Below are 24,624 nucleotides of genomic sequence, written 5' to 3'. Positions count from 1 at the left end.
CTAAGAAAAAGCCGCCCCTGCATCTTCTGCAAGTGCGGCTTTTTTGTTATTCGGTCGGCTTTTTCAAAATAGCTAAAAACATGGCAGCTGGCTGATTCATGAACAAATGATCCGCTTCATGAAAAACGGTAAAGGAAGTGTCGGTAAACCCAATCGCCTCTGTCAGTTGAGTCAATGCAGCAGGGTCAAACCCATTATGAACCAGCGGGTGAGACACGGCGGGATTTTTGAGGAAATCCACTAGGTAAAGGGTTCCTCCTGGCTGCAGTAAGGCGTATAGTTTTTCCAGCATAGCGGCTGTGTCAGGAATATGCAGCAAGACGAGGGATAGCAGCACAGCATCTGCTTTTGCTTGCAAGGATTCTTGCAGCAGATCGTGGACAGTTGCAGAAGCATTGGACAGCTGCAGTTGGTTGATTTTTTTTTCAGAAACCTCGATCATGTTAGGGGCAGTATCCCAGATGGCTAAGTGCTGGACATAAGCTGCTAAGGGCAGACTTACCAGGCCGGTACCGCCGCCGATATCGATCAAGGTTTGGTGCTGGTTGTCTTTAAAATAAGGGTCAAGGGTTCGGGTGACCAAGTGTGCTAACGCGATTCGCTCAGGGGTATCGTATTTTGCTGCCATGGCGTTGAAAATTTCAGACATAAGTGCCTCCTTTTATAATGACAAAAAACTGTTCGTTTCGTCAAAACTAGTTTATCATGAAAGGAGAAAAACACGTCAGTAGATACGTGGGAATTTCTGTTGTTTTTCATTTCAAAGGATGAAAAATAAACGAGAAGCAGGAGGCAAACACATGAAAATTGGTATTATTGGTGCAATGGAGGAAGAAATCAAGGCGTTGCGGGAACAGTTGATTTCACCGCTTTCTTGGGAACGCGGCGGCGCACTATTTATTTCAGGAAGTATCGGCAATCATGAAGTGATCGTTGTTCGTTCAGGTATCGGCAAGGTTCTGGCATCGATCACCACTAGCTTACTGATCCAACAATATGGGGTCAATATGGTGATCAATACTGGATCGGCTGGTGGGATTGGTGCCGGTTTACAAGTAGGGGATTTAGTGATCTCAGATAAAGTGGCGTATTTTGATGTCGATGTGACGGGCTTTGGTTATGAATATGGCCAGCTGCCTGGCGGGATGCCCTTGTATTATGAAGCCAGCCGCTACTTGATCAGTGAGATGACGAAAGCCGCAGAGGCGACCCATCATACCGTGAAAAAGGGATTGATCGTTACCGGCGACAGTTTCATCAATGACCCGCAAAAAGTACAGGAGATTTTAGGACATTTTCCAGATGCCTTGGCTTGTGAGATGGAAGGAGCCGCGATCGCACAGACCGCACAGCAATTCAATATTCCTTTCTTGATCGTGCGCGCGATCAGCGACACCGCCGACCATGCAGCGACTGTCTCTTTTGATGAGTTTATCTTAGAAGCTGGCAAGCGTTCCGCTGAAATGGTCTTGGCATTCGTTGAAACATTAAAATAACTTAAAAAACAGGAGAGCCGATCCGTAAGAGGAGGAAGGAAGCATGAGAGCATTACTATCGATTGATTATACGTTTGATTTTGTTGCAGATGAGGGACGATTGACCACGGGGGCTGCTGGGCAAGCGATTGAAGCTGCCTTAGTGGCTCGCACGCAAGCCTTTATCGAAGCCGGTGAGTATGTCGTTTTTGCCATTGATCGTCATGAGGAAACGGACAACTATCATCCTGAAAACCGCTTGTTCCCACCCCATAATCTTGCGGGCAGTGCAGGTCGACATCTTTACGGCCGTTTAGCCCCGCTTTATGAAAACTATCAGGAAGCGCCAAATGTCTATTGGATCGACAAGCGCCATTACTCAGCGTTTAGCGGTACTGACTTGGACATCCGACTGCGAGAAAGAGGGATCACGGAATTGTACTTGACCGGCGTTTGTACCGATATCTGTGTCTTGCATACAGCAGTGGATGCCTATAATTTAGGCTACCAACTGGTGATCGATGCAGATACCGTTGCCAGCTTTGACGCGGTCGGACATGAATGGGCACTGCGCCATTTTGAAAATACCCTTGGCGCGAAAATCATTTCTGCGAAGGAGGAAGCGTAAATGGGATGGATGGATCAATTAAAAGCAAATTTCAGCTTCAGTGAACTGACTAGCCTTTATCAAGCGTATCAAAAGGGAGATCTTGATGTGAAGGCATTGTTGAACAATGACTTCTTACAAAAGTATACGGATTTTCAGAACTTGGATGAGTTTATGGCTAAATTAGGCATCCAGAATGAAAACCAAATCTTCGACTTTCTAAAAGACCGCCCCAATCGGCAAAAAGCCGATCAAGTCGTCAATGAGCATTCTCAATTCGATTCTGTGATCAGTATGATGAAAAAAGCTTTGCAGAAATAAACAATTGGCGAAGAAAAAGCGCAAGCAGAAAAATCTGCTTGCGCTTTTGTTTACCAAATCTGCACACGATCTTCCGGCGCGCGATACATAGGGTCACCAGGTTTGATATCAAAGGTTGTATAAAATTCATCGATATTTTGAACTTGGATATTGGCCCGTAGTTTAGCTGGTCCGTGGACATCGATCGACAGTAAGAGCTGTTGGTATTGTTCTTTGGCTTTTGTACGCCAGATCTTCGCCCAATTGGTGAAGAAGTCTGGTAAAGAAACATCGCTTTCCTTTTGCGCGGCTTCTAGCGCACAGCTTAGTCCGCCTGCGTCGGCGATGTTTTCAGAAACAGTCAATGTGCCGTTGACGGTACCGCCGGCAAAGGGCAGGCCATCAAACTCGTCGATCATCGCTTGAGCTAAGCGTTCAAAGTGGGCCAAATCTTCCTCTGTCCACCAATTGTTTAAATTACCATATTCATCAAATTTTGCCCCGTTGTTGTCAAAGGCGTGGGAGATCTCATGAGCAATGACCGCGCCGATCCCCCCATAATTTGCGCTGGTGGATTGCTCCAAACTATAAAAGGGTGCTTGTAATATTGCCGCTGGGAAAACGATCACGTTTTTAAATGGGTGATAGTAGGCATTCACGGTAGCGGCGGACATTTCCCATTCCTCGCGATCCACGGGCTGCTGCCATTTTTTGAAGGCATCTTCTCGGAACAAACGATTGAAATGCAGGGCATTTGCCAGCAGACTTTTCTCTTCATCGGTATGCAACTGGTCATAAATGACAGGAACTTGATCAGGGTACCCGACATGGATGCCTAAACGATTCAATTTGATGATCGCTTTTTGGCGGGTTTCTTCACTTAACCACGTGTTGTTGCGCAAACGATCTTGGTAGACAGCAATCATTGTTTCCACCATGTGTTTGACGTCTTTTTTCGCCGTTTCCCCAAAGTACTTGCGTCCATAATAATCACCGATCACTTGACTGAAATGACCCATCGTTAAGTAATAAGCCGCTTTTTGTTGGGGAGCCGCTTCATCGATCCCTGATAAGTAGCGACTGTAGGTTCCGCCTAACTGACGCAATTCTTCACTCAGATAGCTAGTATAGCGCAAGCTTTGGTTGACGATCATCCAGCCTTTCAAGAGTTCGAAATGGCTATCAGAAACAATAATGTCAAAGGCTTCAAAGTAAGCGGGTTCCGTTACGATCAGCTCTTCCGGTGTACCTGGTAAAAGGGCCGTCAAGAGTTGTCTAAAATCGATCTTGCTAGCTTGCTTTGCAAATTCCTCCAAGGAGCGAGGATTGTAGTTTTTGCTATAATCCGCACTTTCTTCCGCACTGCGGACGTGAGGGGCGATCAATTTATCAAATGCGATCGCTTGCTCTACCAACGCTTCCGCTTCTGCTTGGTCTTTTCCGTAAGCAACTAACACGTTGACGGCCATCTCAAAGTAGACTTGCAGCATTTCGCCTGCTTGGGGATTTTCTGTGTAATAGGTTTTATCCGGCAAAATAGTAGCAGGCGGATAGACCGATAAAGTATTCATTTGCGCATTTTTCATGTCTGCATCGACATCTAGTTGAAAAGGCAAGGCAATACCATCTAAAACGAAACTTGCCAGTTGCTGATTCAATTCCTCATAAGAACGCAACGCTTCGATTTTTGCTAATAGTGCATTTGCTTCAGTAGCGCCCGCTGCCTCTCGTTGGGCAAAATCGCTGGCTAAGCGGTAAAAAGCCACAGCATCCTTCATACGGCCTTTTGGCGTAGCATGGGGATCGTGTGCCATATTTTCAAATTCTGCGATCATTAAGGAATCGATTCCGTCAACGAGATCTTGGAATCCACCCGTAGCGGGTTTATCTGCTGGAATAACAGCGGTCTCCAGCCACTCGCCATTTACATAGTCATAAAAATCATCTTTTAACAAGGTTGTCATGTCTTTCGCTCCTCTCGCTTTCTACTATTATGAAACAAAATCTGTAAGGACGCAAAGAAAAGTTTTCTAGACGAAAAAGGGTTTTGATCCAAATAGGAGGAGAATCTAAGGTATAATAAGAAAAAAGGCAGGTGAACGAGATGGAACAACTAGAGTGGAAAGGGATCGCCGAAGAGCGGTTTCGTCCGTATAAACAGTGGGTCACTCCTTCAGGGTATTTATGCGGCACCTATGCGGCAGCCGTCTTTTTGGCCTACTATCAAGATTACATCGATGAAACGATCATCCCGAAAGCGTTTCGCAGAAAAAAACAGCGGGATCTGACAGTAGTGACGGAAATGCTGCGTGTGCTGATTCAGCCTCTTGGGTTGCCGACGATCGCTTGGCAAGTCAGTCATGGATTGACTCGGTTTTTCGATCAATTCCAATTGCCTTACCGCGGACGTGCGACCGTTGTTGGCGGTTGGCATCGAGCGTGCAAACGAATCGACGAAGGCAAACCGGTGATCATCGGTATTTTGAAGCCTTTAGGCAGCACATATGGCAATCATTGGGTCGTGGCTTACGCCTACGCTGAAACCGCCAGCGGAGAACGCTATTTTAAAGTTCATGACAACTGGGGCAACTACAAAAAAGTGATTCCCGCCAGTTGGGTAAACGGTACCGTCACACTTCCTTGAACGAGACGGTTAAAAAAAAAGTCACTTTGTGCTAGAATAGAAGAAAACAACCACATTCATTGGAGGCAATCATGGGCGAAAGTTATAAAGATAGTTCGTTGAAAATTTTTAGTTTAAATGGAAATTTACCATTAGCAGAAAACATTGCGAAAGTTTTCGGTACAGAACTAGGGAAGTCAAAAGTGACACAGTTTAGTGATGGAGAGATTGCCATCAATATTGAAGAAAGTGTGCGGGGCGACCATATTTATATCATTCAATCGACGAATGAACCCGTCAATGATCATTATTTAGAGTTGCTGATCATGATCGATGCCATGAAACGGGCTAGTGCGAAGACCATCAATGTCGTTTTGCCTTATTACGCATATGCACGGCAAGACCGAACTGCCAACCCGCATGAGCCGATCACTGCAAAATTGATTGCCAATATGCTGGTGGAAGCAGGAGCTTCTCGGATCTTGACGCTTGATCTGCATGCCGTCCAAGTTCAAGGCTTTTTCGACATCCCAGTGGATAATCTCTTTACGATTCCATTGTTTGCCCATTATTATCGCGAACAAAAAATGACTGGTGACGACTATGTCGTGGTTTCACCAAAAAACAGCGGTGTTCAACGGACCCGTAGTTTGGCAGAATACCTAGATACAGCGATCGCGATCGTCGATCAAGATGAAGCCGATGGCGGCTATGTGATTGGTGATGTTGTTGGGAAAAAATGTATTTTGGTTGATGATATTTTAAATACCGGCCATACATTGGCAAAAGCGGCAGACTTGTTGAAGGAAGCTGGTGCCAGCGAAGTGTATGCTTGTGTCTCTCACGCCTTGCTTTCACCGCCAGCTAAAGAAATTTTGGATCAATCAGCGATTGAAAGGATTTGTGTCACCGATTCTTGCTGGACTAGCGAAGAACGCCATCCAGAAAAACTGCACTACATTTCTTGTGCTGAATTGATGGGGGAAGCCGTTCGCCGCATTCACGAAAATACACCAATGAGTCCATTGTTCCGCTTGGAAAGCAAAGAGTATAAATAAAAATATGAAAAGCACCCGCTATCCCTAGGGACAGCGGGTGCTTTTGCGTGTGGGGGAAGTGGACCAGACCCAGCGGATCAGTTCAACTGGTTGCGGTTCAAGACTGTTTCTCGTTTGATCAACTTATGTGGTACGACCAGCTGTACGCCGTTTGAATCTTCATGATTCAATTGCGCCATCAGCCGTTCGGTAGCGATTTTTCCTAAGGACAACACGTTGATATCGATACTAGTCAAATACGGATGGGTCAAAGTAGCAAAGATCGAATTGTTGAAACTGATGATGGATAAATCGTCGGGAACTTTGTAGCCATACATCGTCGCTAATTGAATAATCCGCACAGCAAACAGATCATCGATCACGACGATGGCCGTTGCTTGGGATTCTTTGATCGTTTCTTCAAACGTGACGTAATCTTCTGCTTTTTCAAAGGTCAATGCTGGATAAAAGGGAAGATTTGCCAGCATCATGGCTTTTTGGTAGCCGAAGAAACGCTCGAAATACAGATTTTCATGGGTCGTATTAGTAGCAAATAAAATCTTCGTATGCCCTTGGGCGATCAGATGCTCGGTTGCTTGCTTGCCTAACAACTGGTTGTCATTATCGACAAAAACGATTTTGTCTTCATTGCTGTATGGTTGACCAATCAAGGTAAAGGGGACTTCTTTTTCGACCAGATAATCGATGATGGGGTCTTTTTCATCGGAATAGACCAAAATAAAGCCATCTACTTGTTTTTGCAGGTGCATCCGTTCCACGTTTTTTAGTAATGTAGCAAAGTCACGGGCGGAGGCAACGGCAACCGTCATTTGATGATGGCGGGCCTCTTCATTGATGGCTTCGATCGTTTCTAAATAAAAGGGGTTTCCTAGTCGTTCTTTCGAATCAAGAGGCGGCAAGATCACGCCGATGGCACTGGATATCTGTTTGCCGAGATTTCGAGCTGCAAGATTGGGGACATAGCCCATTTCTGCCATTACTTTGCGCACTTTCTTCTTGGTATCTTCAGAAATGCTGGGATGATCGTTTACGACACGAGAAACCGTGGATGTAGCGACGCCAGCCTTTTTGGCGACATCTTTGACCGTAATGCTCACTGATTTCCCTCCTTTTTTAGCTTATAGTATCACAAAGTGTCGGCACAAGGGTAGAGCCAATCAAAAGAAAGAAGAAATGCAGACATTTCTTCTTTCAGAAGGCTTGTTTAGTTGATCGCTGTACTGATTTCGTCTTCTAAAACATAGTCTTTGCCATACACCTTGATTGGCAATGCCTCACCGCTGATTTTTTTCAAAGTCACCGTCGACCCATTGACGGAAACGAAGAGCAGACGTCCACGATAGTTGATGTGGAAGGCATAGCGGCTCCACGTTTTAGGTAAGAATGGCGCAAACCCTAAGTGGTCGTGATCGGTTTTCATTTGAGCAAAGCCTTGAACGATCGCTAACCAGCTGCCGGTCATAGAAGTGATGTGCAAGCCATCATCGGTATCATTGTTGTAATTGTCCAAATCAAGACGAGCAGTCCGCTCATACATTTCCAACGCTTTTTCTTCCATACCTAATTCCGCTGCCAAAATCGCATGAATACTTGGGGAAAGGGAAGATTCATGCACTGTCATCGGCTCATAGAAATCAAAGTTCCGTTGTTTTTCTTCTTTGCTGAATTGATCGCCGAAGAAGTAGATCCCTTGCAAAACATCGGCTTGCTTGATAAAGCAAGAGCGCAAGATATGATCCCACGACCAATTTTGGTTTAACGGCAAGTGTTTTGGATCAAGATCGGAAACGGGCATCAAGTCTTTGTCTAAGAAGGTATCATGCTGGACGAACACACCAAGCTCTTGGTCTTCTGGGAAGTACATATTGTCGATGATGTCTTGCCATTTAGCTTGTTCTTCGTCTGAGATCGTGACAGTCGCTTCGTCTTTGAAGGCTTCATAGCTGGCTAAGGTATAAGCTAAGACCCAAGTAGCCATTTTATTGGTGTACCAGTTGTTATTGATATTGTTTTCGTATTCGTTTGGTCCTGTAACGCCATGGATCATGTATTTTTGCTGGCGTTTTGAATAGTGGACACGATCTGCCCAGAAACGTGAGATCGCGCTTAACACTTCTAATCCTTCTTTTTTCAGGTAACTTGTATCGCCAGTATAATTCGTATAGTTGTAGATGGCATAAGCGATGGCACCATTTCGGTGGATTTCTTCGAAAGTGATTTCCCACTCATTGTGGCATTCGATCCCAGTGAAGGTCACCATTGGGTAAAGGGCACCTGCTAAGCCTTGTTTTTGCGCATTGATATGGGCTTGCGGCAATTGGTTGTGACGGTATTTCAACAAGTTGCGGGTCACTTCTGGTTTTGCTAATGCCAAATACAATGGGACTGCATAGGCTTCGGTATCCCAGTAAGTCGCACCGCCATATTTTTCACCAGTAAAGCCTTTCGGTCCAATGTTCAGACGCTCGTCTTCACCATAATAGGTTGAGAACAATTGGAACAGGTTGAAACGAATCCCTTGTTGCGCCGCAGCGTCGCCTTCAATGATCACATCGGCTAAATCCCAGCGGGCTTTCCAAGCAGCGACTTGTTCTGCACGCAACGCATCATAATCTGCTTTGTATAAAGTGCCTAATTCGGTGACTTTTGCTGGATGATCATGAGCGGGAACATCACGACTCGTAACGATCAAGACTTCTTTGATCAATGAGAAGGTGTCACCGGCTGCCCCAGAAAAGGCAAAGGTATCAGCGACGCAAAGTTCGCTTTTCACGGAATCAATCGGTGTTTGGCTATGACGCATAGCAGAAGTGACAGTGAAGCGTTCAATGTCAAAATTATTTTCTACAGTCCGAGTGGTCAAGTAATGGAAGGTTTCGGTTTGGCCATGATCTAATTCTTCCCAGAAACGTTCGTCGTAGTTGCTGTCTTCGTTATGGACGTTGTTATCTAGTTTAGAAACGACTTTGATCTCAGCGTCGCCTTCAATGATCTCAGCATCCATCTTAATGAGGGCAAGTTCACGTTTTACGATGCTCAAGAAGCGTTCAAAAGAGAATTTAACCGTTGCACCTGCCAAAGACACAGTGTAGTTACGGCGCAAAATCCCAGTTTCCATGTCTAGTTCTAAATAGAAATCACTTGGGCTGATTTTTGCTAAGTCGACTAACTGGTCGTTGACAAATAGGTCCATCGCAATAAAGTTGACCGCGTTGATCACTTTGCCAAAATAATCAGGATAGCCGTTTTTCCACCAGCCAACACGGGTTTTGTCTGGGTACCAGACACCTGCGATATAAGTACCTAAGTGATGGTCGCCGCTATATTGTTCCTCAAAGTTGCCGCGCATTCCCATGTAGCCATTCCCGATGCTTGTTAGCGACTCTTGCAGTCGACGATTTTCTTTATCTAAGGTAGATGTCGCGATTTTCCATGGATCGATCTCGAACAATCGTTGGATTTTTTTCATGAAAGTCCCTCCAGAATCTTTTTGATATCTCTATCATAAGCGCAAACGATTGCATCGTCAAGTGAAAGTTGTTGCGTTTGTAGATTTTCCTGTTGGGAAACATAGAGAAGGAAAGATTCAGTTAGATAAAGGCGAAAAAGCGAATAGAATACCTTTTGATATTTCTGGGTTTACAAAATCTTTTTTCTCCGTTAGAATGAAATCATTAAGAAACCGATTGCGTAAATCGATTCAGGGAAGGAAGAAGGAAGATGAAAAAATTATTGAGCTTCGAATTTTGGCAAAAATTCGGAAAAGCGCTAATGGTGGTTGTCGCTGTTATGCCAGCCGCTGGTTTGATGATCAGTATTGGGAAAACGATCCCAATGATCAATGCCGACTGGGCATTTTTGATCACTACAGGAGGCGTCATTGAAAACATTGGTTGGGCAATTATTGGTAACCTGCACTTATTATTTGCATTAGCTATTGGTGGTAGTTGGGCAAAAGAGCGAGCTGGTGGGGCATTTGCTGCTGGGATCGCCTTTATTTTGATCAACCGGATCACTGGTTCGATCTTTGGCGTGACAAGCGCGATGTTAACCGAAGAAGGCGCCTTCACCCATACGTTGTTTGGGACAAAGATCATGATCGACGGCTTCTTTACTAGTGTACTAGAAGCACCGGCTTTGAACATGGGCGTCTTTGTCGGGATCATCGCTGGTTTTGTGGGGGCAACAGCTTACAACAAATACTATAATTTCCGCAAATTACCGGATGCGCTTTCCTTCTTTAACGGCAAACGCTTCGTCCCTTTCGTGGTGATTGCCCGTTCAGTGGTCGTCGCATTAGTATTATCGATCGTTTGGCCTTACATTCAAGCCGGCATCAATAATTTCGGTTTATGGATCGCGCAATCACAAGAAAGTGCGCCAGTTTTAGCACCGTTCTTGTTTGGAACCTTGGAGCGGCTGCTCTTACCATTCGGGCTGCATCACATGTTGACGATCCCGATCAATTACACCGAATTAGGTGGAACCTACACGATTCTTTCTGGGGCACAAGCCGGCACACAAGTCTTTGGACAAGACCCCTTATGGCTTGCTTGGGCAACGGATCTAGTGAACATGCGCAATGCTGGCGATACGTCACAATATCAATTTTTATTGGAAAACTTTGTTCCTGCCCGCTTTAAAGTTGGACAAATGATTGGTTCATCTGGGATCTTGATGGGCTTGTCTTATGCCATGTATCGCAATGTCGATGCGGACAAACGTCACAAATATACCTCTATGTATTTATCAGCTGCCATCGCTGTCTTCTTGACAGGGGTAACGGAACCGTTGGAGTTCATGTTTATGTTTGCTGCCGTACCGCTTTACATCGTTTATGCAGTCGTACAAGGGGCGGCGTTTGCGATGGCGGATATCGTCAACTTACGGGTCCATTCTTTTGGGAATATCGAGTTGTTGACCCGTACCCCAATGGCGATCAATGCCGGTTTAGGACAAGATTTGATCAACTTTGTGTTAGTGACCATCGTCTTTGGTGTCGGGATGTATTTCTTGGCAAACTTCTTGATCAAAAAATTCAACTTTGCAACACCAGGTAGAAACGGCAACTATGAAACAGAAGGGGCCAGCGATGCGCCAGCAACTGCTTCGGCGGATGGCAATTTGAACCCAGATTCGCAAGTCGTGAAAATCATTCATTTATTAGGTGGACGTGAAAATATCGCCGACGTTGATGCATGTATGACTCGTTTACGGGTCTCTGTGAAAAATCGAGAAGCGGTCGGCGATGAAAAAGCGTGGAAAGCCGCAGGGGCGTTAGGCTTGATCGTAAAAGACAATGGCGTGCAAGCAGTCTATGGACCGAAAGCAGATGTCTTAAAATCAGACATTCAAGATATCTTAGATTCTGGTGTCACGATTCCCGAACCGACTGCTAGTCAAGCACCAGTAGAAACGACTACCCATCAAAGCCAAGGCGTGACCGCTGAACTAGCTGCTGTTGCCACTGGAGAAGTGATGCCGATTACCTCTGTCAAAGACCAAGTGTTTGCGGAAAAAATGATGGGTGACGGTTATGGTATACGTCCAGAGCAGACGACAGTTGTCGCACCAATCAGCGGGAAAGTCACCAACATCTTCCCTACGAAACATGCGATCGGCTTGCTTTCTGATGAAGGCATCGAAGTATTGGTTCACATGGGATTAGATACCGTTGACTTAAACGGTGCACCCTTTACGGTAGCTGTCACTGAAGGACAACAAGTGGCGGTGGGTGACAAGTTAGCGGAGATGGATCTCGCTGCAGTAAGTGCTGCTGGCAAAGATACCACCATCGTTGTAGTGTTGACCAACAGCGATCAAATCGATTCCTTTGAATTGACCCAAATCGGCAAGCAACAAGCAGCCGCAGTTGTTGGAATCGTAAAACTATAATAAAATGACAAGCGGGTCGACTCTTTTGTTGACCCGCTCTCTTTTATTTTCAAATGGAATCGTACAAGCAAACCGAGAGAAGGAGCCTTATTCATGAAGGTATTAACATTGAACACCCATAGCTGGTTAGAAGAAAATCAGCTAGAAAAATGCAAAATGATCGCACAAGAGATTGCAACAGGCGACTATGACATCATCGCCTTGCAAGAAGTCAACCAAACGATCGCTGCTCAAGCCATCGTTCCTGATGGGCTTTATTGCCCAACAGATACGCTGGTGGAAATCAAGGAGGACAATTTTGCTTTACGCCTAGTGGAAGAACTGCAACTGTTAGACTGTGATTACTATTGGTCATGGACTTACAGTCATGTAGGCTATGACATTTACCACGAAGGCAATACCTTATTGTCCAAACAGCCCATCATTGCCAAAGAATACCTTGCTTCACAAGCCACGGATGTCTGGGATCATACCACACGCAAAAACCTGAGCGGCGTGACTGAAGCCGATGGACAGATCGTACAAGTCATTAGCTGTCATTTTTCTTGGTGGCAAGACGGTAAATTTGCCTACGAGTGGCAACAGACAGAAGCATTTTTAGCAGAACGGGCTGATACCTTATTGATCCTAGGTGATTTCAACAACGATGCCGCCAGTTCTGGGCATCAACTGGTCCTTGACAGCTCCTTACAGCTGCAAGACAGCTTTTTAACGGCTGCTGAAACGATCGGGGAAGCCTCTGTCGTTAAAGCCATTGATGGTTGGTAAGACAATCGAGAAGCGTTGCGAATCGATTATGTTTTTGCTTCAAATGACCTGCAAGCAACGGAATATGAAGTCGTTTTTGACGGAACGCGTACTCCGATCGTCAGCGATCACTTTGGAATCAAAGTGGTTTTTGCTTCAAAAACAGAGCCAAACTAGCAGAAACGACAGCAAAAAGCAGTGCCAACCCAACCGGCACTGCTTTTCTTTTTGGGGAAGTTAAATCGCTGATCGAACAAGGAGGAAAAAGAATAAACTCAATAAAAGAATGAATGCTAATGCCCCATAGGTAAAACTCTTTTCGCCCCAAGTTGCGTTTTCCTCCTGACTCGAAAGACTTCTTCTTGTAAAAAAGACGAGTCCTGCGCCGATGACATTCGCTGTCAGTAACTGCTGGAAGAAGATCAGGAATAAATACTGTCCCAAAAGGCCTTTTTTACTCATGGAAAACCGTTGAATAAAGTACAGGCAAGCCCCTTGTAGCAAAAGGAGACTACTTAACAAGACCCCTAAAGCGGCTAACGGTTGCGAGTTGAGGTACTGGGCAAAGGTCATCCCATGGTTGAAGGCAGTCAAGGAAAGATAAAGATAGTAAGCACCGGCGATCAAAAGCCAATAACTCAGTAAAATCAATGGAAACGCCCATTTTCGTTTAGTCATAGTTGCCCTCCTGTAAAGTGAATAGTCCGTAGGAACGGATTAAATAATCAATCAAGCAGCTCAGTCCGATCAAAGACTGACTAGGGATTTTCTTGCGGCCGATTTGAAAAAAATCGCAATAATAGGTCAGATGGAACGTTGAATGGCGAGCAAAATAATTATCTCCTGGCGCACTCAATGTCAAAACGGGAATCTGACGAATCGCAAAAGTCGTCAGATTCTCTTTGACGTTTTCTGTTTCGCCGCTGAGTGAGGCGATGATCACACAATCTTCGGCAGTGATCATCGGCATGACCATATCAAATTCCGTTTTGTTCGGCAATACGATCACTCGTTTTTCCATAGAAAGCATCATTTTGGAAAACTCCTCCAGTGCTTTCTTTTGGGAAAACCCAGTTGGGTAGCAGTAGATGGTTTTGCTGCGGTCAAACAAGCGGTTGAGGGCAGCTAAGTCTACCGTTTTTAAATAGTTGAGGGTGGCGAAAATATCCTCTTGTTGTTTTTCAAAAATCGTTTTTTGCTGCGAAATCGTTGTTATCTGTTCTTGCTGATGCCGTAAAAAATATTTGAACTCGGAATAGCCAGAAAAACCAAGTTTTTTCGTCAACCGTAAAATAGATGACTTTGAGACGTGAACCTGCTCGGATAGCTCGACGATCCCCATAGATAAAACGGTATCGCCGTTGGAAAGAATATAGTTCAGAATGCCACGATCAAGTTCACTTAACTCCGATTGGTGCTGTTGAATCAAATACTGTAATTTCACAAAAACCCCTCCTTATGGATTAAGTATAGCTGAAAAGCCAGGAGGGGAGGCGAAGAACGCTGGCTAGTGTAATTCTGGCCAAAAGGCTTGATTTGCTTCAATCAATTCATCGAGTAATTCTTTGGCTACACGGGCATTTGGGACCACTTTTGAAAGAATCAGTGCTTGCCATAGCTTCTGATAAGAACCCTCTGCCCAAGCTTCCACGACTAATTTTTCTACGGCTACTTGTTGTTCCATCAATCCTTTTTGGAAGCGAGGGATCTTGCCTTGTGTGATTGGTTCTGCTCCGTTACTGCCGACGATACAAGGCACTTCTACCATTGCTTGCTCATCAAAGTTGACGATCGCTCCTTCGTTAGGCACGATCAACAGCATCCGTTCTTGCGTGTTATAAGCAATCGCTCGTGCAAGGTCAACAATGTAGCTGGCGTGTTCATCCACTTCAAGCGTGGTGTCAGTCGCTGTTTGGTTTTCTACGATGCGTTGGCATTCACCAAAGACGTGTTTTTCGCGGCCAGCCATGACTTCATTTGCCCGTGTAAAAGATGGGTTGGTGTGCGCCACTTCATCTTGAGGGAAAAAGTAATACTTCAAGTAGGTATTTGGCAAAGTGGATGGATCAACCTCGTACACTTCTTTTGCTTTGGCAAAGGTGTGCATCCAGCTGGCATCAGCATGTTGGCTCGCTTCGATTTCTTCTGGCAATGAATAGCCGTATTTTGCCACATGCGCCTGGATCTGTGGCAGCAAATCATTGCCAGCTTTGTCTCGTATATCTGTCCACCAGCCAAAGTGATTCAAGCCATAATAGCGAACCACCAATTCTTTGCGAGAAGCTAAGCCGATCGCTTGCGCCATCCGCTCTTCGATTCCCACTGGCATATCACAAATATTAATGATCTTAGCATCAGGGCGTAATTTACGAGTAGCTTCTGCGACGATCGCTGCAGGATTGGAATAATTCAACATCCACGCATCAGGAGAATATTTTTCCATATAATCGACTAACTCCAATACACCGCCGATAGAACGCATCCCATAAGCGATCCCGCCAGGACCACAAGTTTCTTGGCCGACCACACCATATTTCAAAGGGATTTTTTCATCCTTTTCGCGCATTGCATACAAGCCAACTCGGATATGCGCCATCACAAAATCGACATCCTGAAACGCGGTTTCGGGATCAGTGGTTGCTAAAAAGCTGATTTCGGGTGCACGTTCTTTCAATAAAATCTCACAAGCTTGTGCCACTTTTTCTTGTCGTTCTTCCAAATTGTCGTAAAACTTGATTTGGCGAATCGGAAAACGATCCAAGTGTTCCAAAAGCATCAAGACGATTCCTGGGGTAAAAGTACTGCCGCCTCCGGCGATCACGATTGAAAATTTTTTCATTTTTGTTTCCTCCTTAGTCTGATACAGCTAATAATTTTTCGAATTGTTCTCTCACTTGTGGCACATCCAGGCCAACGATCACTTGGAAGGCGTTGCCGTTGCGAACGACACCATGGGCACCAGCGCCTTTAAAGATATCATCTGGCAGCACTTGGTCTTGATCTTTGACGGTGATTCTTAGGCGAGTGGCACAATTAGTGACTTTATCAATGTTGTCGCGACCGCCAAACCCTTCTAAGTAGACTGCGGCTTGTTCGGTGTAGCGATTGGCACCAGCAATCACTGGAGTTCCAGTGTTGGCTTGTTTTTCTTTGTAATCTTTTTTGGTGTACAGTTTGACTTCGCTATTGTTTTCTTCCCGTCCTGGTGTGGCTAACTTAAATTTGAGGATCAAGAAGCGGAAAACAAGGAAATAAAGGGCAGTAAAGGCTAACCCGATCACCAGCTGCGTGAAGATCATACTGCGATGATTTTGAAATAGCGGAATCCAGACCTTCGCCAACAGATCGATCAAGCCGCCCCCCATATCTCCAACGACCCCGAAGGCAAACATCGTTGCCGCCATGGTCGCTGCTAAAACAGCGTGCACCGCAAAGAGGGGTGGTGAGATAAAGAGGAAGGTGAATTCCAATGGCTCGGTGATACCAGCTAAAACGGCAGTTAAAGTGGCAGGGATCAAAATCGCTAAGACCTTCTTTTTGTTCTCAGGCTTGGCTGTGAAATAAAAAGCAGCAGCGATCCCTGGAGCAGCAAAGATCTTAGAATTGCCATGTAAAGCAAAGCCCCCTTCAGGGAAAAGCTCTTTCAATGGTCTGGTGGATTGGGCAAATTCTTGTAAATGTGCCATCCAGTATTTGGAGATTCCTTCTTCGACGACAGCGGGACCAAAAACAAAAGGGGTATACACGAAATGATGGAGACCTGTGGGAATCAATATTCGCTCTAAGAAAGTATAGAGCCAGACCCCAAAGACCCCAGCACTTGCTAGAAACCCTTGCATGGACCCAATGCCAGCTTGGACTTTCGGCCAAATCAATGCGATCAAGAAAGCAACTGGCAGCATTAAAAAGAAACCGAGGATCACGACAAAGGAAGAGCCTTGGAAGATTCCGAGAAAATCAGGCAGCTTCGTATCGAAAAACTTGTTGTGAAGATAGACGACGATCGCCGAAATAAAAATTGCTCCGATAATACCAGTATCTAATGTTTTGATGCCAGCGATCATTTTCAAGCCACTCTCACCGCCGGGATCAGCTGCAAAGTTGACACCGAAGAAGTTACCAAAGTACTCGATCATGCCAGAAATAAAATAATTACAAGTAATATAGACGACAAAGGCTTCCATTGCCGCTCGCGCATTGGCTTTTTTTGCGAGACCGATCGGTAATCCAATGACAAATAATAATTCCATTTGGTTGAAGACCGTCCACGCTCCGTTTTCAATGATCGTCCAAATGTTGTACCAAGTAGAGCCTTCAGTGGCGATGCTCCCCACAAGCATCGGATTTTTAAAGATAATACACAGCGCGACCATGATCCCTGAAAAGGAAAACAAGAGGACCGGGGTAAACATCGCACCGCCAAACCGCTGAACTTTTTCCATCATAATTTCTTAACATCTCCTTTCAATTTTTACTACAACCTCAGTATAGAAAAGAAAGATAGCGGTTACAATAAAACGAGGCAGCATAGGAACGTAGAAGCAAACAAAGAGAAAAGGTGGCAACTGTGGGGAAATTTCCCATAAAAAAACAAACCTGCGAAAAACAGGTTTGTTTGCTAAGTACGTGTATTTAAATTTCGACGTTGCCATAACGATTGGCAAGGGCGGTGCGGATCAAGCGCTCTGCCAAATGCTCATTTCTTGCGAGAAGCGGTCCGTGGAAGTAAGAGCCGAACACATTGCGGTAAACCACGCCTTCGGTTTGGTCTTCGCCATTGTTTCCTTGTCCTTGGATGACTTTCCCCAATGGTTTTTCCCCTTTACCTAAGAAAGTACGGCCATTATGGTTTTCAAAGCCATAATAGGTCTCATCGAATTCTTCATTGTGGATCACGATGTCACCGATGAACCGGTTGTTTTCTTGGCTCAAGGTGTAATGATCCAAGGCGCCGATCCCCTTGATTTTCTCGCCGTTGGCACCGATGTAGTAATGACCTAGCAATTGATAGCCACCGCAGATCGCCAGCATGACGCCATCATTTTCGATATAGCTGGTCAAGGCTTCTTTTTTTGATTGGATATCTTGTGAAACAATCACTTGTTCAAAATCTTGTCCCCCACCGAAAAAGACGAGATCATATCTTTCAGGATCGAAGGGCTCGTGAATGCTGACGACCTCTGCGTTGAAGGTCACGCCTAGTTTTTCGGCCACGTAGCGCAGCATCAAGAGATTGCCGTTGTCGCCATAAGTATTCAAAAGATTTCCATACAAGTGGGCAACATTCAGTTGATACTTAGTCACGACTCATTCCTCCTTTGATATAGCCTTTTTCCGCAAGCTTTTTGCGTAGCTGCAAGACTGCAGTGTAAGTCGCTAAAATATAGACTTTTTCTGTAGGTAAGTCTGCGATTTGCTTGATGACGTCATCAAGTTCAGGGGTTTCAATGATTTTCTCTTCAGGGATCCCCGCAACTTTTAGCCGCAACGCCATATCTTTGTGACGATCACCACCAGCGATCACTTGAGGAATCCCCATATCGGCAAACGCTTCATGGTCGCCATCCCAAATCCAGCTGACGTCGATCCCATCTGCGTAGTTGGCATTCAACAAGCTGACTAGCGAGAAAGGATAGGGTGACAGGCCGATCATATCAATGACTTGGTTCAAACCAACAGGGTTTTTAACTAAGACTAACGTACATTCTTTGTCCCCGATGCGGATCACTTCTTGGCGACCAAAGACTTTTTCGTCATAGGCCAAACCAGCTTTGATTTTTGCAGGTGCTACGCCATAATATTCCGCAACCGCAGTTGCCGCCAGCGCATTGTAGACATTGTACATCCCACCGACTTCGATGCGATAGTCATTGCCATCGATCACAAAATCAGCAGAGGTGTTGTCCATTGCGGTCATTTCCGTCAGTTTATAATCCAATTCTGGTCGATGGAAGCCGCAATTTGGGCAGTAGTATTTTCCAAGATTGGCATAGGTGATCATTTTATAATGCAAAATGTGATGACACTCAGGACACAACACGCCATCCGTATTGTAATGGGCCATCTGCTCTTCATCTGGCAAATGATCAAATCCATAGTATTTTCGCGGATTGACAGTTGCCACCGAATTGAACAGTGGCGAATCCCCATTGCAGAGGATCGTTGCTTCCGGTGAGTTTGCGGCACCTTCAACGATCATTTTATAGGTCGTATAAATCTCGCCATAACGGTCCATTTGATCACGGAAAATATTGGTGAAAACGAACAATTCCGGTTTGATGTACTTCGTTACTTTGCTGAGACTGGCTTCATCAATTTCTAAAACCGCAAATTTTTTGCCTTTTTTAGGGCGTGCCGATAGAAAGGTTGAAACGATCCCTTGGACCATATTGGCGCCGGTGGGGTTCGTCAATACTTCATCAAATTCTTGGCGCAAAATATTGACAGTCAAGGCAGTTGTCAATGTTTTGCCGTTGGTGCCTGTGATCACGACGACTTGGTAATCTTTCGCCAAATGATCTAATATATGTGGATCAACTTTTAATGCTAATTTACCAGGCAGGCTTGAGCCGCCTTTGAAAAAGTTCTTTAATACCCATTGAGAGGTCTTACCGACTGAAACAGCCAGATGACTTCGTATTCCCATAATGTAACCCTCCATTAGAGCGAATGCTTTCATTGTGCAAATTCAATTTATCATACCATATACCAAGAAAAAGGTTAAATTGCTTTTGCGATTCTTTAAATTTCTGCAAAGACCATTCTGATAAATGGCTCTTTTACTTGCGCTGATCAAAGGCTTGAAAAGCAAAACAGCAAACCTTCTGTCAGGTTTGCTGCTGCTTTAACCGATAATGATTTTTTCCGTTGGGTACTCGTAACCTAAGTCACGTGTTTCTTTTGGTACGAATAACATCAAAGTGTACAGCATACCGACACGGCCAATAAACATCAAAAGAGCAATCACGAGTTTGCCAATAGTTGATAAATCGCCCGTGATTCCTAAAGAAAGCCCTGTGGTTCCAAAGGCCGAGGAAACTTCAACAATGATGGCAATCAAAGGAATATCCTCGATGGCGGTCAAGAATAAGACACAAAAGAAGCACATGCCCATCGAAAGCATGAAGACTACCACCGATTTGCGGACGTCATCTTGATCGATGCGGCGACCAAAGATATTGATATTGTCCTCACTTTTTAAGAAGGCATAGAGGTACAGCCCAATGATGGCAATGGTCGTCGTCCGAATCCCGCCACCAACAGAGCTGGGACTACAACCAATAAACATTAGCAAGGAGAAAACGATCAACGTCGTGGTTTGGAAGTTGCCTAAGTCATGGATCTGCAAGCCAGCATTCCGCGTTGTCATAGAATAAAACATGCTGTTCATCCACATACCACTAAAGCTGTAATCTTTGAATAAATAATCTTTCTCAAGGAAAAAAATCGCCAATGTGCCGCCGACAAAGAGGATCACAAAAGCCAAAACAGCAATTTTTGTGAATAAAGAAAAGCGAAACGGCAAGCGGCGGCGTTGTTTTTTCATTTTAAAAAGGACCCATTCCCGAAAGTCCATGATCACTGGAAATCCGATTCCCCCGATAAAAATCAAAATCATGATACACGTCAGGAAGAAATAATCATGGGAAAACGGCAAGATGGAATTGCCCGTCACATCAAACCCTGAGTTGGTCACAGCAGAGATCGCTTGATAAAACCCATAAAAGATCGCGTCACGCCAATTGTCATAATACCCGTAAAGATGAAAATAAACAGCGAAGATCGTACCTGCTACCAACTGACAAACTAAAATGATGGTAAACGTCGTTCGAATCATCCGAACGATCCCGCTAAGCTTCGGCTGGTTCATATCCGTCATGATCAACTGGCGCTGCTTTAAACTGATTTTGCGCCGTGAAACGATCGCAAAAAAGGTCGAGATCATCATGATCCCTAAACCACCGACTTGAAAGAGGACTTCCAGTAAAATGACCCCGCGGTCGTTAAATACGTCATTGATCGGGAAGGTGGTCAACCCTGTGACACTGACCGTGCTGACTGCCATAAAGAACAGATCGATAAACGCGACATGAGAGCCGGGTTCTCGAAAAAAGGGGAGTGAAAAAAGCCCCAAAGAGACCACCGTCATCACGATATAATAAAAAACGATCACTTGGATCGAAGACACATTCTGGGAAATAAATGTTTTGCTCCTACGCTGTGTCAAGCGAGCAAAGCGGGTAAAGTTCATTACAAAAAACCCCTCACTAAATAAACTATCCCCAGTATACCAAAGAACCAAGTAGATTTGAAAGAAAGCAGGATAGAATTTATGAGCGGCAGAAATTGTGCAAGGAAAAGCTTTTGGAAAGTGTCGTTGAGAAGAAATGATCAGGCTGTGGTTCTTGCGGCAGCTTGATTGTTTAAGAAACTTAAAAACTCGAAGCAAATCAGTAAGGATTTCGCGATTTCAGAAGAAATCGCTAGCAATTTATGAGAAGATAAAAGAAGTAAAAGATAACAGCGACGATCCGCACGGAACAATAGCGAGAAAGCGGACAAAAAAGCGTATCAAATTTTTTGAAAATCGAGACGGAAATGGGGAAGATCATGAAAGACGTAAAAATTATTTTTTTCGATGTTGATGGCACACTGATCGATATGAGCAAAAAGCAAATCTCTGAAAGAATGTTAGCCACATTAAAAGCCTTGAAGAAGCAAGGGATCCTGTTGTGCATTGCGACTGGCAGAAGTCCCATCGCGTTGCCGCAATTTGAAGGCGTGACCTTCGATGCGTTTTTGACCTTTAACGGATCGTATTGTTTTAATCAAGCCGAGGGGATCCACCAAAACCCCATTCCTAAAAAAGATGTTCAGCAAATCATTGAAAATGCCACGGCGCTCAAGCGTCCAGTAGCAATCGCTACGAAGGATCGAACCGTTGCCAATGGTAAAGATGCTGATTTAGTTGAGTATTTTTCTTTTGCTCACCAAGAAGTGATCGTGGCAGAAGATTTTGAAGAGTTGATCCAACAGCAAGACATTTTCCAAGTGATGTTAGGTTCAGGGAAAGAAGACTACGCCAAAGTGATGGCAAATACCAAAGAGGCGAAAATCACCGCCTGGTGGGATCGGGCAGTCGATATTATTCCAGTCAGCAGCGGAAAAGGAAGCGGCATTGCCAAAATGCTGGCTTACTATGGCTTGGATAAATCCGAAGCCATTGCCTTTGGCGATGGCAACAATGACATTGAGATGCTGGAGGCAGTCGGCTGGGGTCTCGCAATGGCCAATGCTTCGGACGAGTTAAAAGCAATCGCCGACGAAGTGATCGGTCACGTAGCCGAGGAAGGCATTTATCAATACTGCTTAGAAAATGGGTTGCTGGGTGAAGCCGTGCAGTGATGGGCAATGCGCCAGTTGTGGTTGCCCACTAAGAACATGCGCCGCCAGGATCGCTACTGGGTGTCTGTTTCATCAAATAAAAAAACTGTTTCCGAAATGCATTAGGGAAACAGTTTTTTTGATATAAAGTTGTTTAGCAATGTGTACGGTTTACAGCGCCTCCACCGCTTCAATCGCCTGATAGACTTTTTCAGGTGTGATCGCAGGATCGATCAAAACAAAGGTTTCTTCTTCTTTGACAGCATAGGTCAGAACCGAGGCGAAGTAATCCCGATCAAGGCGCGTCACGTGGAGATCCTTCAGCTTCATTGGCAAGTGCAAAGCTTCGTAAAATGGCCGTAATTCTTCAATCACATCAAAATCATTGGTATAGGCAAGCTGGACCCAAATGCAGTAGGCGACTTTGTTGCCGTGCAAGACACTATGGGTCTCATTCAAATAAGACAAGCCGTCATGCAGCGCATGCGCACCGGACGTGCGGCCAAACTCGACTGCAAAACCGCCAACTTCGCCTGCCAAAGCAATGATTGCATCGGTGATGCGGGCAAAGGCGGGGGTCAGCTGCCCGGTTTCTAAGTCTTTGACGGCTTGGATCGCATCGGCAATCAGCAAGTTTTTGATCAAAAGAGCGCTTTGGAAACCTAGCCGTACTAAGGCAGTCTTGTCGTCTTCTGCCATGTTGCGGACGATGGCTTCCATTTCATAATATTTGGCTAAGGTATCAGCGATCCCTGCGATAAAGTAATCAACAGGTGTGGCTAGTAAAAAACGGGTGTCGACGATCGTCATGTAGGCACCTTTTTTGGCATAGTCGATTTTACAAATCGTATGATCGGGGTAATAGGCGACGATCACCGGGGTGAAGGGGGCACAGTTAGAAACCAATGTAGGGATCACGATCAATTCTGCACCAAGGGTTTGGGCGGTGATTTTTGCTGTATCAGCGATCTTGCCGCCGCCGATTGCCACCACGGCATCTGCTTGCTGGATCGCTTCAGCTAAGGTTTGCGCATTTTCATAACTCGATGATCCATCGTAACGGTAGATCGGGTAGTCGAATGAATGAGGGTAATAGTTCGAAAACACATCGAATGACTGCTCCCCAGTAATTACTGCTACCTCTTGGAACTCTCGTAAATACTCCGGCAAATCAGCTAAGACCCCATCGCCCGTAATATAACGGTTTGGACCTGGACGGACTTCATTGGCTAACATCAAACAAACACTCCTTTATAATCGTCAGAATTTTCTAATCAGTGTATCGCGAAAATGCCCTGACTGTCAATTTCCTTTTGGCAAAAAAAAACAGAAAACAGCCGATCTGCTGACGAGGCAGATCGGCTGTTAGTGATGAATTGTAATGAACGTTCCCCAAAAAGTTAAGCCCAGTTTTGGCGAATAAAGCCGGCTCGACCGGAGCCTTCGCTATAAGCATTGTAATGGGCTGCATTTTTTTTGTAAAAATCTTGATGATAGTCTTCTGCAGGATAAAAAGGTTCTGCTGGTTCGATCTTCGTTACGATCGGACGGTCAAAGCGGCCACTAGCTTGCAACTGCGCCTTTGATTTTTCCGCAATCGCTTTTTGTTCTTCACTATTGTAAAAAATCACTGGACGATAGGAATCACCACGGTCGGCAAACTGACCAAACGCATCTGTGGGGTCTGTCTGTTGCCAATAGATGGCAACCAATTCTTCATAAGAGATGACTTCAGGATCAAAGGTGATCTCAACTGCTTCGGTGTGACCGGTGGTACCTGTCGTTACTTGTTGGTAGGTTGGGTTAGGCACATGGCCACCAGTAAAGCCAGAAACCACTTTGAGGATGCCTGGCAGCGAATCAAAAGGCTTCACCATGCACCAAAAACAACCGCCAGCAAAAATTGCCGTATCTTTCATAGGTATTCCTCCTTTGCTTCTATGGTATGCTTCTAGTAGAGAAAAACAAGAGATATGCTTAGAAAACAGGGCAATGAAGAAAGGAAGTTTGCATGGAAAGTATTTTGATTTTACTTCGAGGTAATTCTGGCAGCGGCAAAACCACTATTGCCAAAGCTGTTCAGCACGTTTTTGGGGAAGAGGCAGTGCTGATTTCACAAGATGTTTTTCGGCGAGAAATTTTTTGTGTCAAAGATACCCCTAATAATTTAGCCAGCGGTTTGATGAAAGAAGCTGTCCTATATGCGAAGGGGAAAGTGCCAATGATACTTGTTGAGGGGATTTATTCTCGTGAAAAATACCAAGACTTTCTCGACTTTCTAATGAAACTCTTTCCCAAAAAAAAGCTAGTTTATTATTTTGATCTTTCTTTCGAGGAAACGGTCAAAAGACATCAGACCCGAATGCAGCGAGACTATTTTTCCGAGGAAACGATGCGTAAATGGTGGCTTGAGCGAGACTTGCTTTTCCCAAAAGGATCTTCAGAGGAAAGACTGATCAAAGAAGGCTTAACGATAGCAGAAACGGTCGATCAGATCATCGCAGATTATCAAGAAACAAGAAGGAGTGATTGAAT

Annotated in this window: 21 protein-coding genes and 1 pseudogene; 9 read left to right on the top strand and 13 right to left on the bottom strand. The window is 44.9% G+C overall.

The genetic code is table 11. The features are described 5' to 3' along the window. Positions 1 to 46: 46 nt before the first annotated feature. Complete coding sequence (locus IAE45_RS13800) at positions 47 to 649, bottom strand: class I SAM-dependent methyltransferase (RefSeq protein WP_195266233.1); 603 nt, start codon at positions 647 to 649, stop codon at positions 47 to 49. 151 nt (positions 650 to 800) lie between these two features. On the opposite strand from IAE45_RS13800, the gene IAE45_RS13795 reads away from it, so the two are divergent. The 3 genes from IAE45_RS13795 to IAE45_RS13785 are packed head-to-tail and all read left to right on the top strand — an operon-like array spanning position 801 to position 2,403. After that, positions 801 to 1,496, top strand: a complete 696-nt coding sequence (locus IAE45_RS13795) for a 5'-methylthioadenosine/adenosylhomocysteine nucleosidase (protein ID WP_081117805.1) — start codon at positions 801 to 803, stop codon at positions 1,494 to 1,496. Between the two features lie 43 nt (positions 1,497 to 1,539). Further along, complete coding sequence (locus IAE45_RS13790; protein WP_074934050.1) at positions 1,540 to 2,103, top strand: cysteine hydrolase family protein; 564 nt, start codon at positions 1,540 to 1,542, stop codon at positions 2,101 to 2,103. Further along, on the top strand, positions 2,104 to 2,403 hold the full coding sequence (locus tag IAE45_RS13785; RefSeq protein ID WP_005227832.1) for a hypothetical protein: 300 nt from the start codon (positions 2,104 to 2,106) through the stop codon (positions 2,401 to 2,403). Positions 2,404 to 2,453: 50 nt separating this feature from the next. Here IAE45_RS13785 and IAE45_RS13780 read toward each other — a convergent pair whose 3' ends face one another. Further along, positions 2,454 to 4,346 (bottom strand): M13 family metallopeptidase, encoded by a 1,893-nt coding sequence (locus tag IAE45_RS13780; RefSeq protein ID WP_200126755.1) that lies wholly within the window; start codon positions 4,344 to 4,346, stop codon positions 2,454 to 2,456. A 140-nt stretch (positions 4,347 to 4,486) separates the two neighbouring features. Here IAE45_RS13780 and IAE45_RS13775 point away from each other — a divergent pair, with 140 nt between their 5' ends. Further along, a complete protein-coding gene (locus IAE45_RS13775; RefSeq protein ID WP_200126753.1) occupies positions 4,487 to 5,026 on the top strand; it encodes a C39 family peptidase in 540 nt (179 codons plus the stop codon). A 71-nt stretch (positions 5,027 to 5,097) separates the two neighbouring features. Continuing rightward, positions 5,098 to 6,063: a ribose-phosphate diphosphokinase gene (locus tag IAE45_RS13770; protein WP_005233536.1), complete on the top strand. Its 966-nt coding sequence runs from the start codon at positions 5,098 to 5,100 to the stop codon at positions 6,061 to 6,063. Between the two features lie 77 nt (positions 6,064 to 6,140). Here the strand turns inward: IAE45_RS13770 and IAE45_RS13765 are convergent, their stop codons facing one another. Next, a complete protein-coding gene (locus IAE45_RS13765) occupies positions 6,141 to 7,160 on the bottom strand; it encodes a LacI family DNA-binding transcriptional regulator (RefSeq protein WP_005227844.1) in 1,020 nt (339 codons plus the stop codon). A gap of 107 nt (positions 7,161 to 7,267) precedes the next feature. After that, positions 7,268 to 9,532 carry a glycoside hydrolase family 65 protein gene (locus IAE45_RS13760; protein ID WP_200126751.1) on the bottom strand — a complete coding sequence of 755 codons (2,265 nt, stop codon included), beginning with the start codon at positions 9,530 to 9,532 and terminating at the stop codon, positions 7,268 to 7,270. Positions 9,533 to 9,783: 251 nt separating this feature from the next. Here IAE45_RS13760 and IAE45_RS13755 point away from each other — a divergent pair, with 251 nt between their 5' ends. Beyond that, complete coding sequence (locus IAE45_RS13755; RefSeq protein ID WP_086291620.1) at positions 9,784 to 11,958, top strand: PTS transporter subunit IIBC; 2,175 nt, start codon at positions 9,784 to 9,786, stop codon at positions 11,956 to 11,958. Between the two features lie 93 nt (positions 11,959 to 12,051). Next, positions 12,052 to 12,882 (top strand): annotated as a pseudogene (locus IAE45_RS13750) (endonuclease/exonuclease/phosphatase family protein). 60 nt (positions 12,883 to 12,942) lie between these two features. Here IAE45_RS13750 and IAE45_RS13745 read toward each other — a convergent pair. The 7 genes from IAE45_RS13745 to IAE45_RS13715 form a co-directional block, all read right to left on the bottom strand. After that, the gene (locus IAE45_RS13745; RefSeq protein WP_005233546.1) at positions 12,943 to 13,383 is read right to left on the bottom strand and encodes a hypothetical protein; all 441 of its coding nucleotides are present in this window, start codon (positions 13,381 to 13,383) and stop codon (positions 12,943 to 12,945) included. Next, the gene (locus IAE45_RS13740; RefSeq protein ID WP_081117800.1) at positions 13,376 to 14,149 is read right to left on the bottom strand and encodes a MurR/RpiR family transcriptional regulator; all 774 of its coding nucleotides are present in this window, start codon (positions 14,147 to 14,149) and stop codon (positions 13,376 to 13,378) included. The genes IAE45_RS13745 and IAE45_RS13740 overlap by 8 nt, the downstream gene beginning before the upstream one ends. 63 nt (positions 14,150 to 14,212) lie before the next feature. Next, positions 14,213 to 15,544 carry a 6-phospho-alpha-glucosidase gene (locus tag IAE45_RS13735; protein WP_008379332.1) on the bottom strand — a complete coding sequence of 444 codons (1,332 nt, stop codon included), beginning with the start codon at positions 15,542 to 15,544 and terminating at the stop codon, positions 14,213 to 14,215. 13 nt (positions 15,545 to 15,557) lie between these two features. Beyond that, the gene (locus tag IAE45_RS13730) at positions 15,558 to 17,150 is read right to left on the bottom strand and encodes an alpha-glucoside-specific PTS transporter subunit IIBC (RefSeq protein ID WP_016609922.1); all 1,593 of its coding nucleotides are present in this window, start codon (positions 17,148 to 17,150) and stop codon (positions 15,558 to 15,560) included. Positions 17,151 to 17,337: 187 nt separating this feature from the next. Beyond that, the gene (locus IAE45_RS13725) at positions 17,338 to 18,009 is read right to left on the bottom strand and encodes a type 1 glutamine amidotransferase (RefSeq protein ID WP_081117799.1); all 672 of its coding nucleotides are present in this window, start codon (positions 18,007 to 18,009) and stop codon (positions 17,338 to 17,340) included. After that, positions 18,002 to 19,351 (bottom strand): Mur ligase family protein, encoded by a 1,350-nt coding sequence (locus IAE45_RS13720; RefSeq protein WP_077452305.1) that lies wholly within the window; start codon positions 19,349 to 19,351, stop codon positions 18,002 to 18,004. The genes IAE45_RS13725 and IAE45_RS13720 overlap by 8 nt, the downstream gene beginning before the upstream one ends. Before the next feature lie 198 nt (positions 19,352 to 19,549). Next, entirely contained in the window at positions 19,550 to 21,007 is a 1,458-nt protein-coding gene (locus IAE45_RS13715) for a TrkH family potassium uptake protein (protein WP_226818252.1), read from the bottom strand. A gap of 308 nt (positions 21,008 to 21,315) precedes the next feature. On the opposite strand from IAE45_RS13715, the gene IAE45_RS13710 reads away from it, so the two are divergent. Next, on the top strand, positions 21,316 to 22,110 hold the full coding sequence (locus IAE45_RS13710) for an HAD family hydrolase (protein WP_325123426.1): 795 nt from the start codon (positions 21,316 to 21,318) through the stop codon (positions 22,108 to 22,110). Positions 22,111 to 22,260: 150 nt separating this feature from the next. On the opposite strand, the gene IAE45_RS13705 is transcribed toward IAE45_RS13710, so the two are convergent. Continuing rightward, positions 22,261 to 23,325, bottom strand: coding sequence for an iron-containing alcohol dehydrogenase family protein (locus tag IAE45_RS13705; RefSeq protein WP_200126749.1), 1,065 nt, complete (start codon positions 23,323 to 23,325; stop codon positions 22,261 to 22,263). A 164-nt stretch (positions 23,326 to 23,489) separates the two neighbouring features. Further along, positions 23,490 to 24,008: a peptide-methionine (S)-S-oxide reductase MsrA gene (msrA, locus tag IAE45_RS13700; protein WP_077452300.1), complete on the bottom strand. Its 519-nt coding sequence runs from the start codon at positions 24,006 to 24,008 to the stop codon at positions 23,490 to 23,492. 92 nt (positions 24,009 to 24,100) lie between these two features. Here msrA and IAE45_RS13695 point away from each other — a divergent pair, with 92 nt between their 5' ends. Next, positions 24,101 to 24,622 carry an AAA family ATPase gene (locus IAE45_RS13695; protein ID WP_200126747.1) on the top strand — a complete coding sequence of 174 codons (522 nt, stop codon included), beginning with the start codon at positions 24,101 to 24,103 and terminating at the stop codon, positions 24,620 to 24,622. Positions 24,623 to 24,624 lie beyond the last annotated feature (2 nt).

It is taken from the genome of Enterococcus sp. S53 (assembly GCF_016516865.1).
Classification (GTDB): Bacteria; Bacillota; Bacilli; order Lactobacillales; family Enterococcaceae; genus Enterococcus_D; species Enterococcus_D innesii.
Note: the sequence above shows the minus strand (reverse complement) of the source record. Positions and strands in the feature narration are given on the sequence as shown.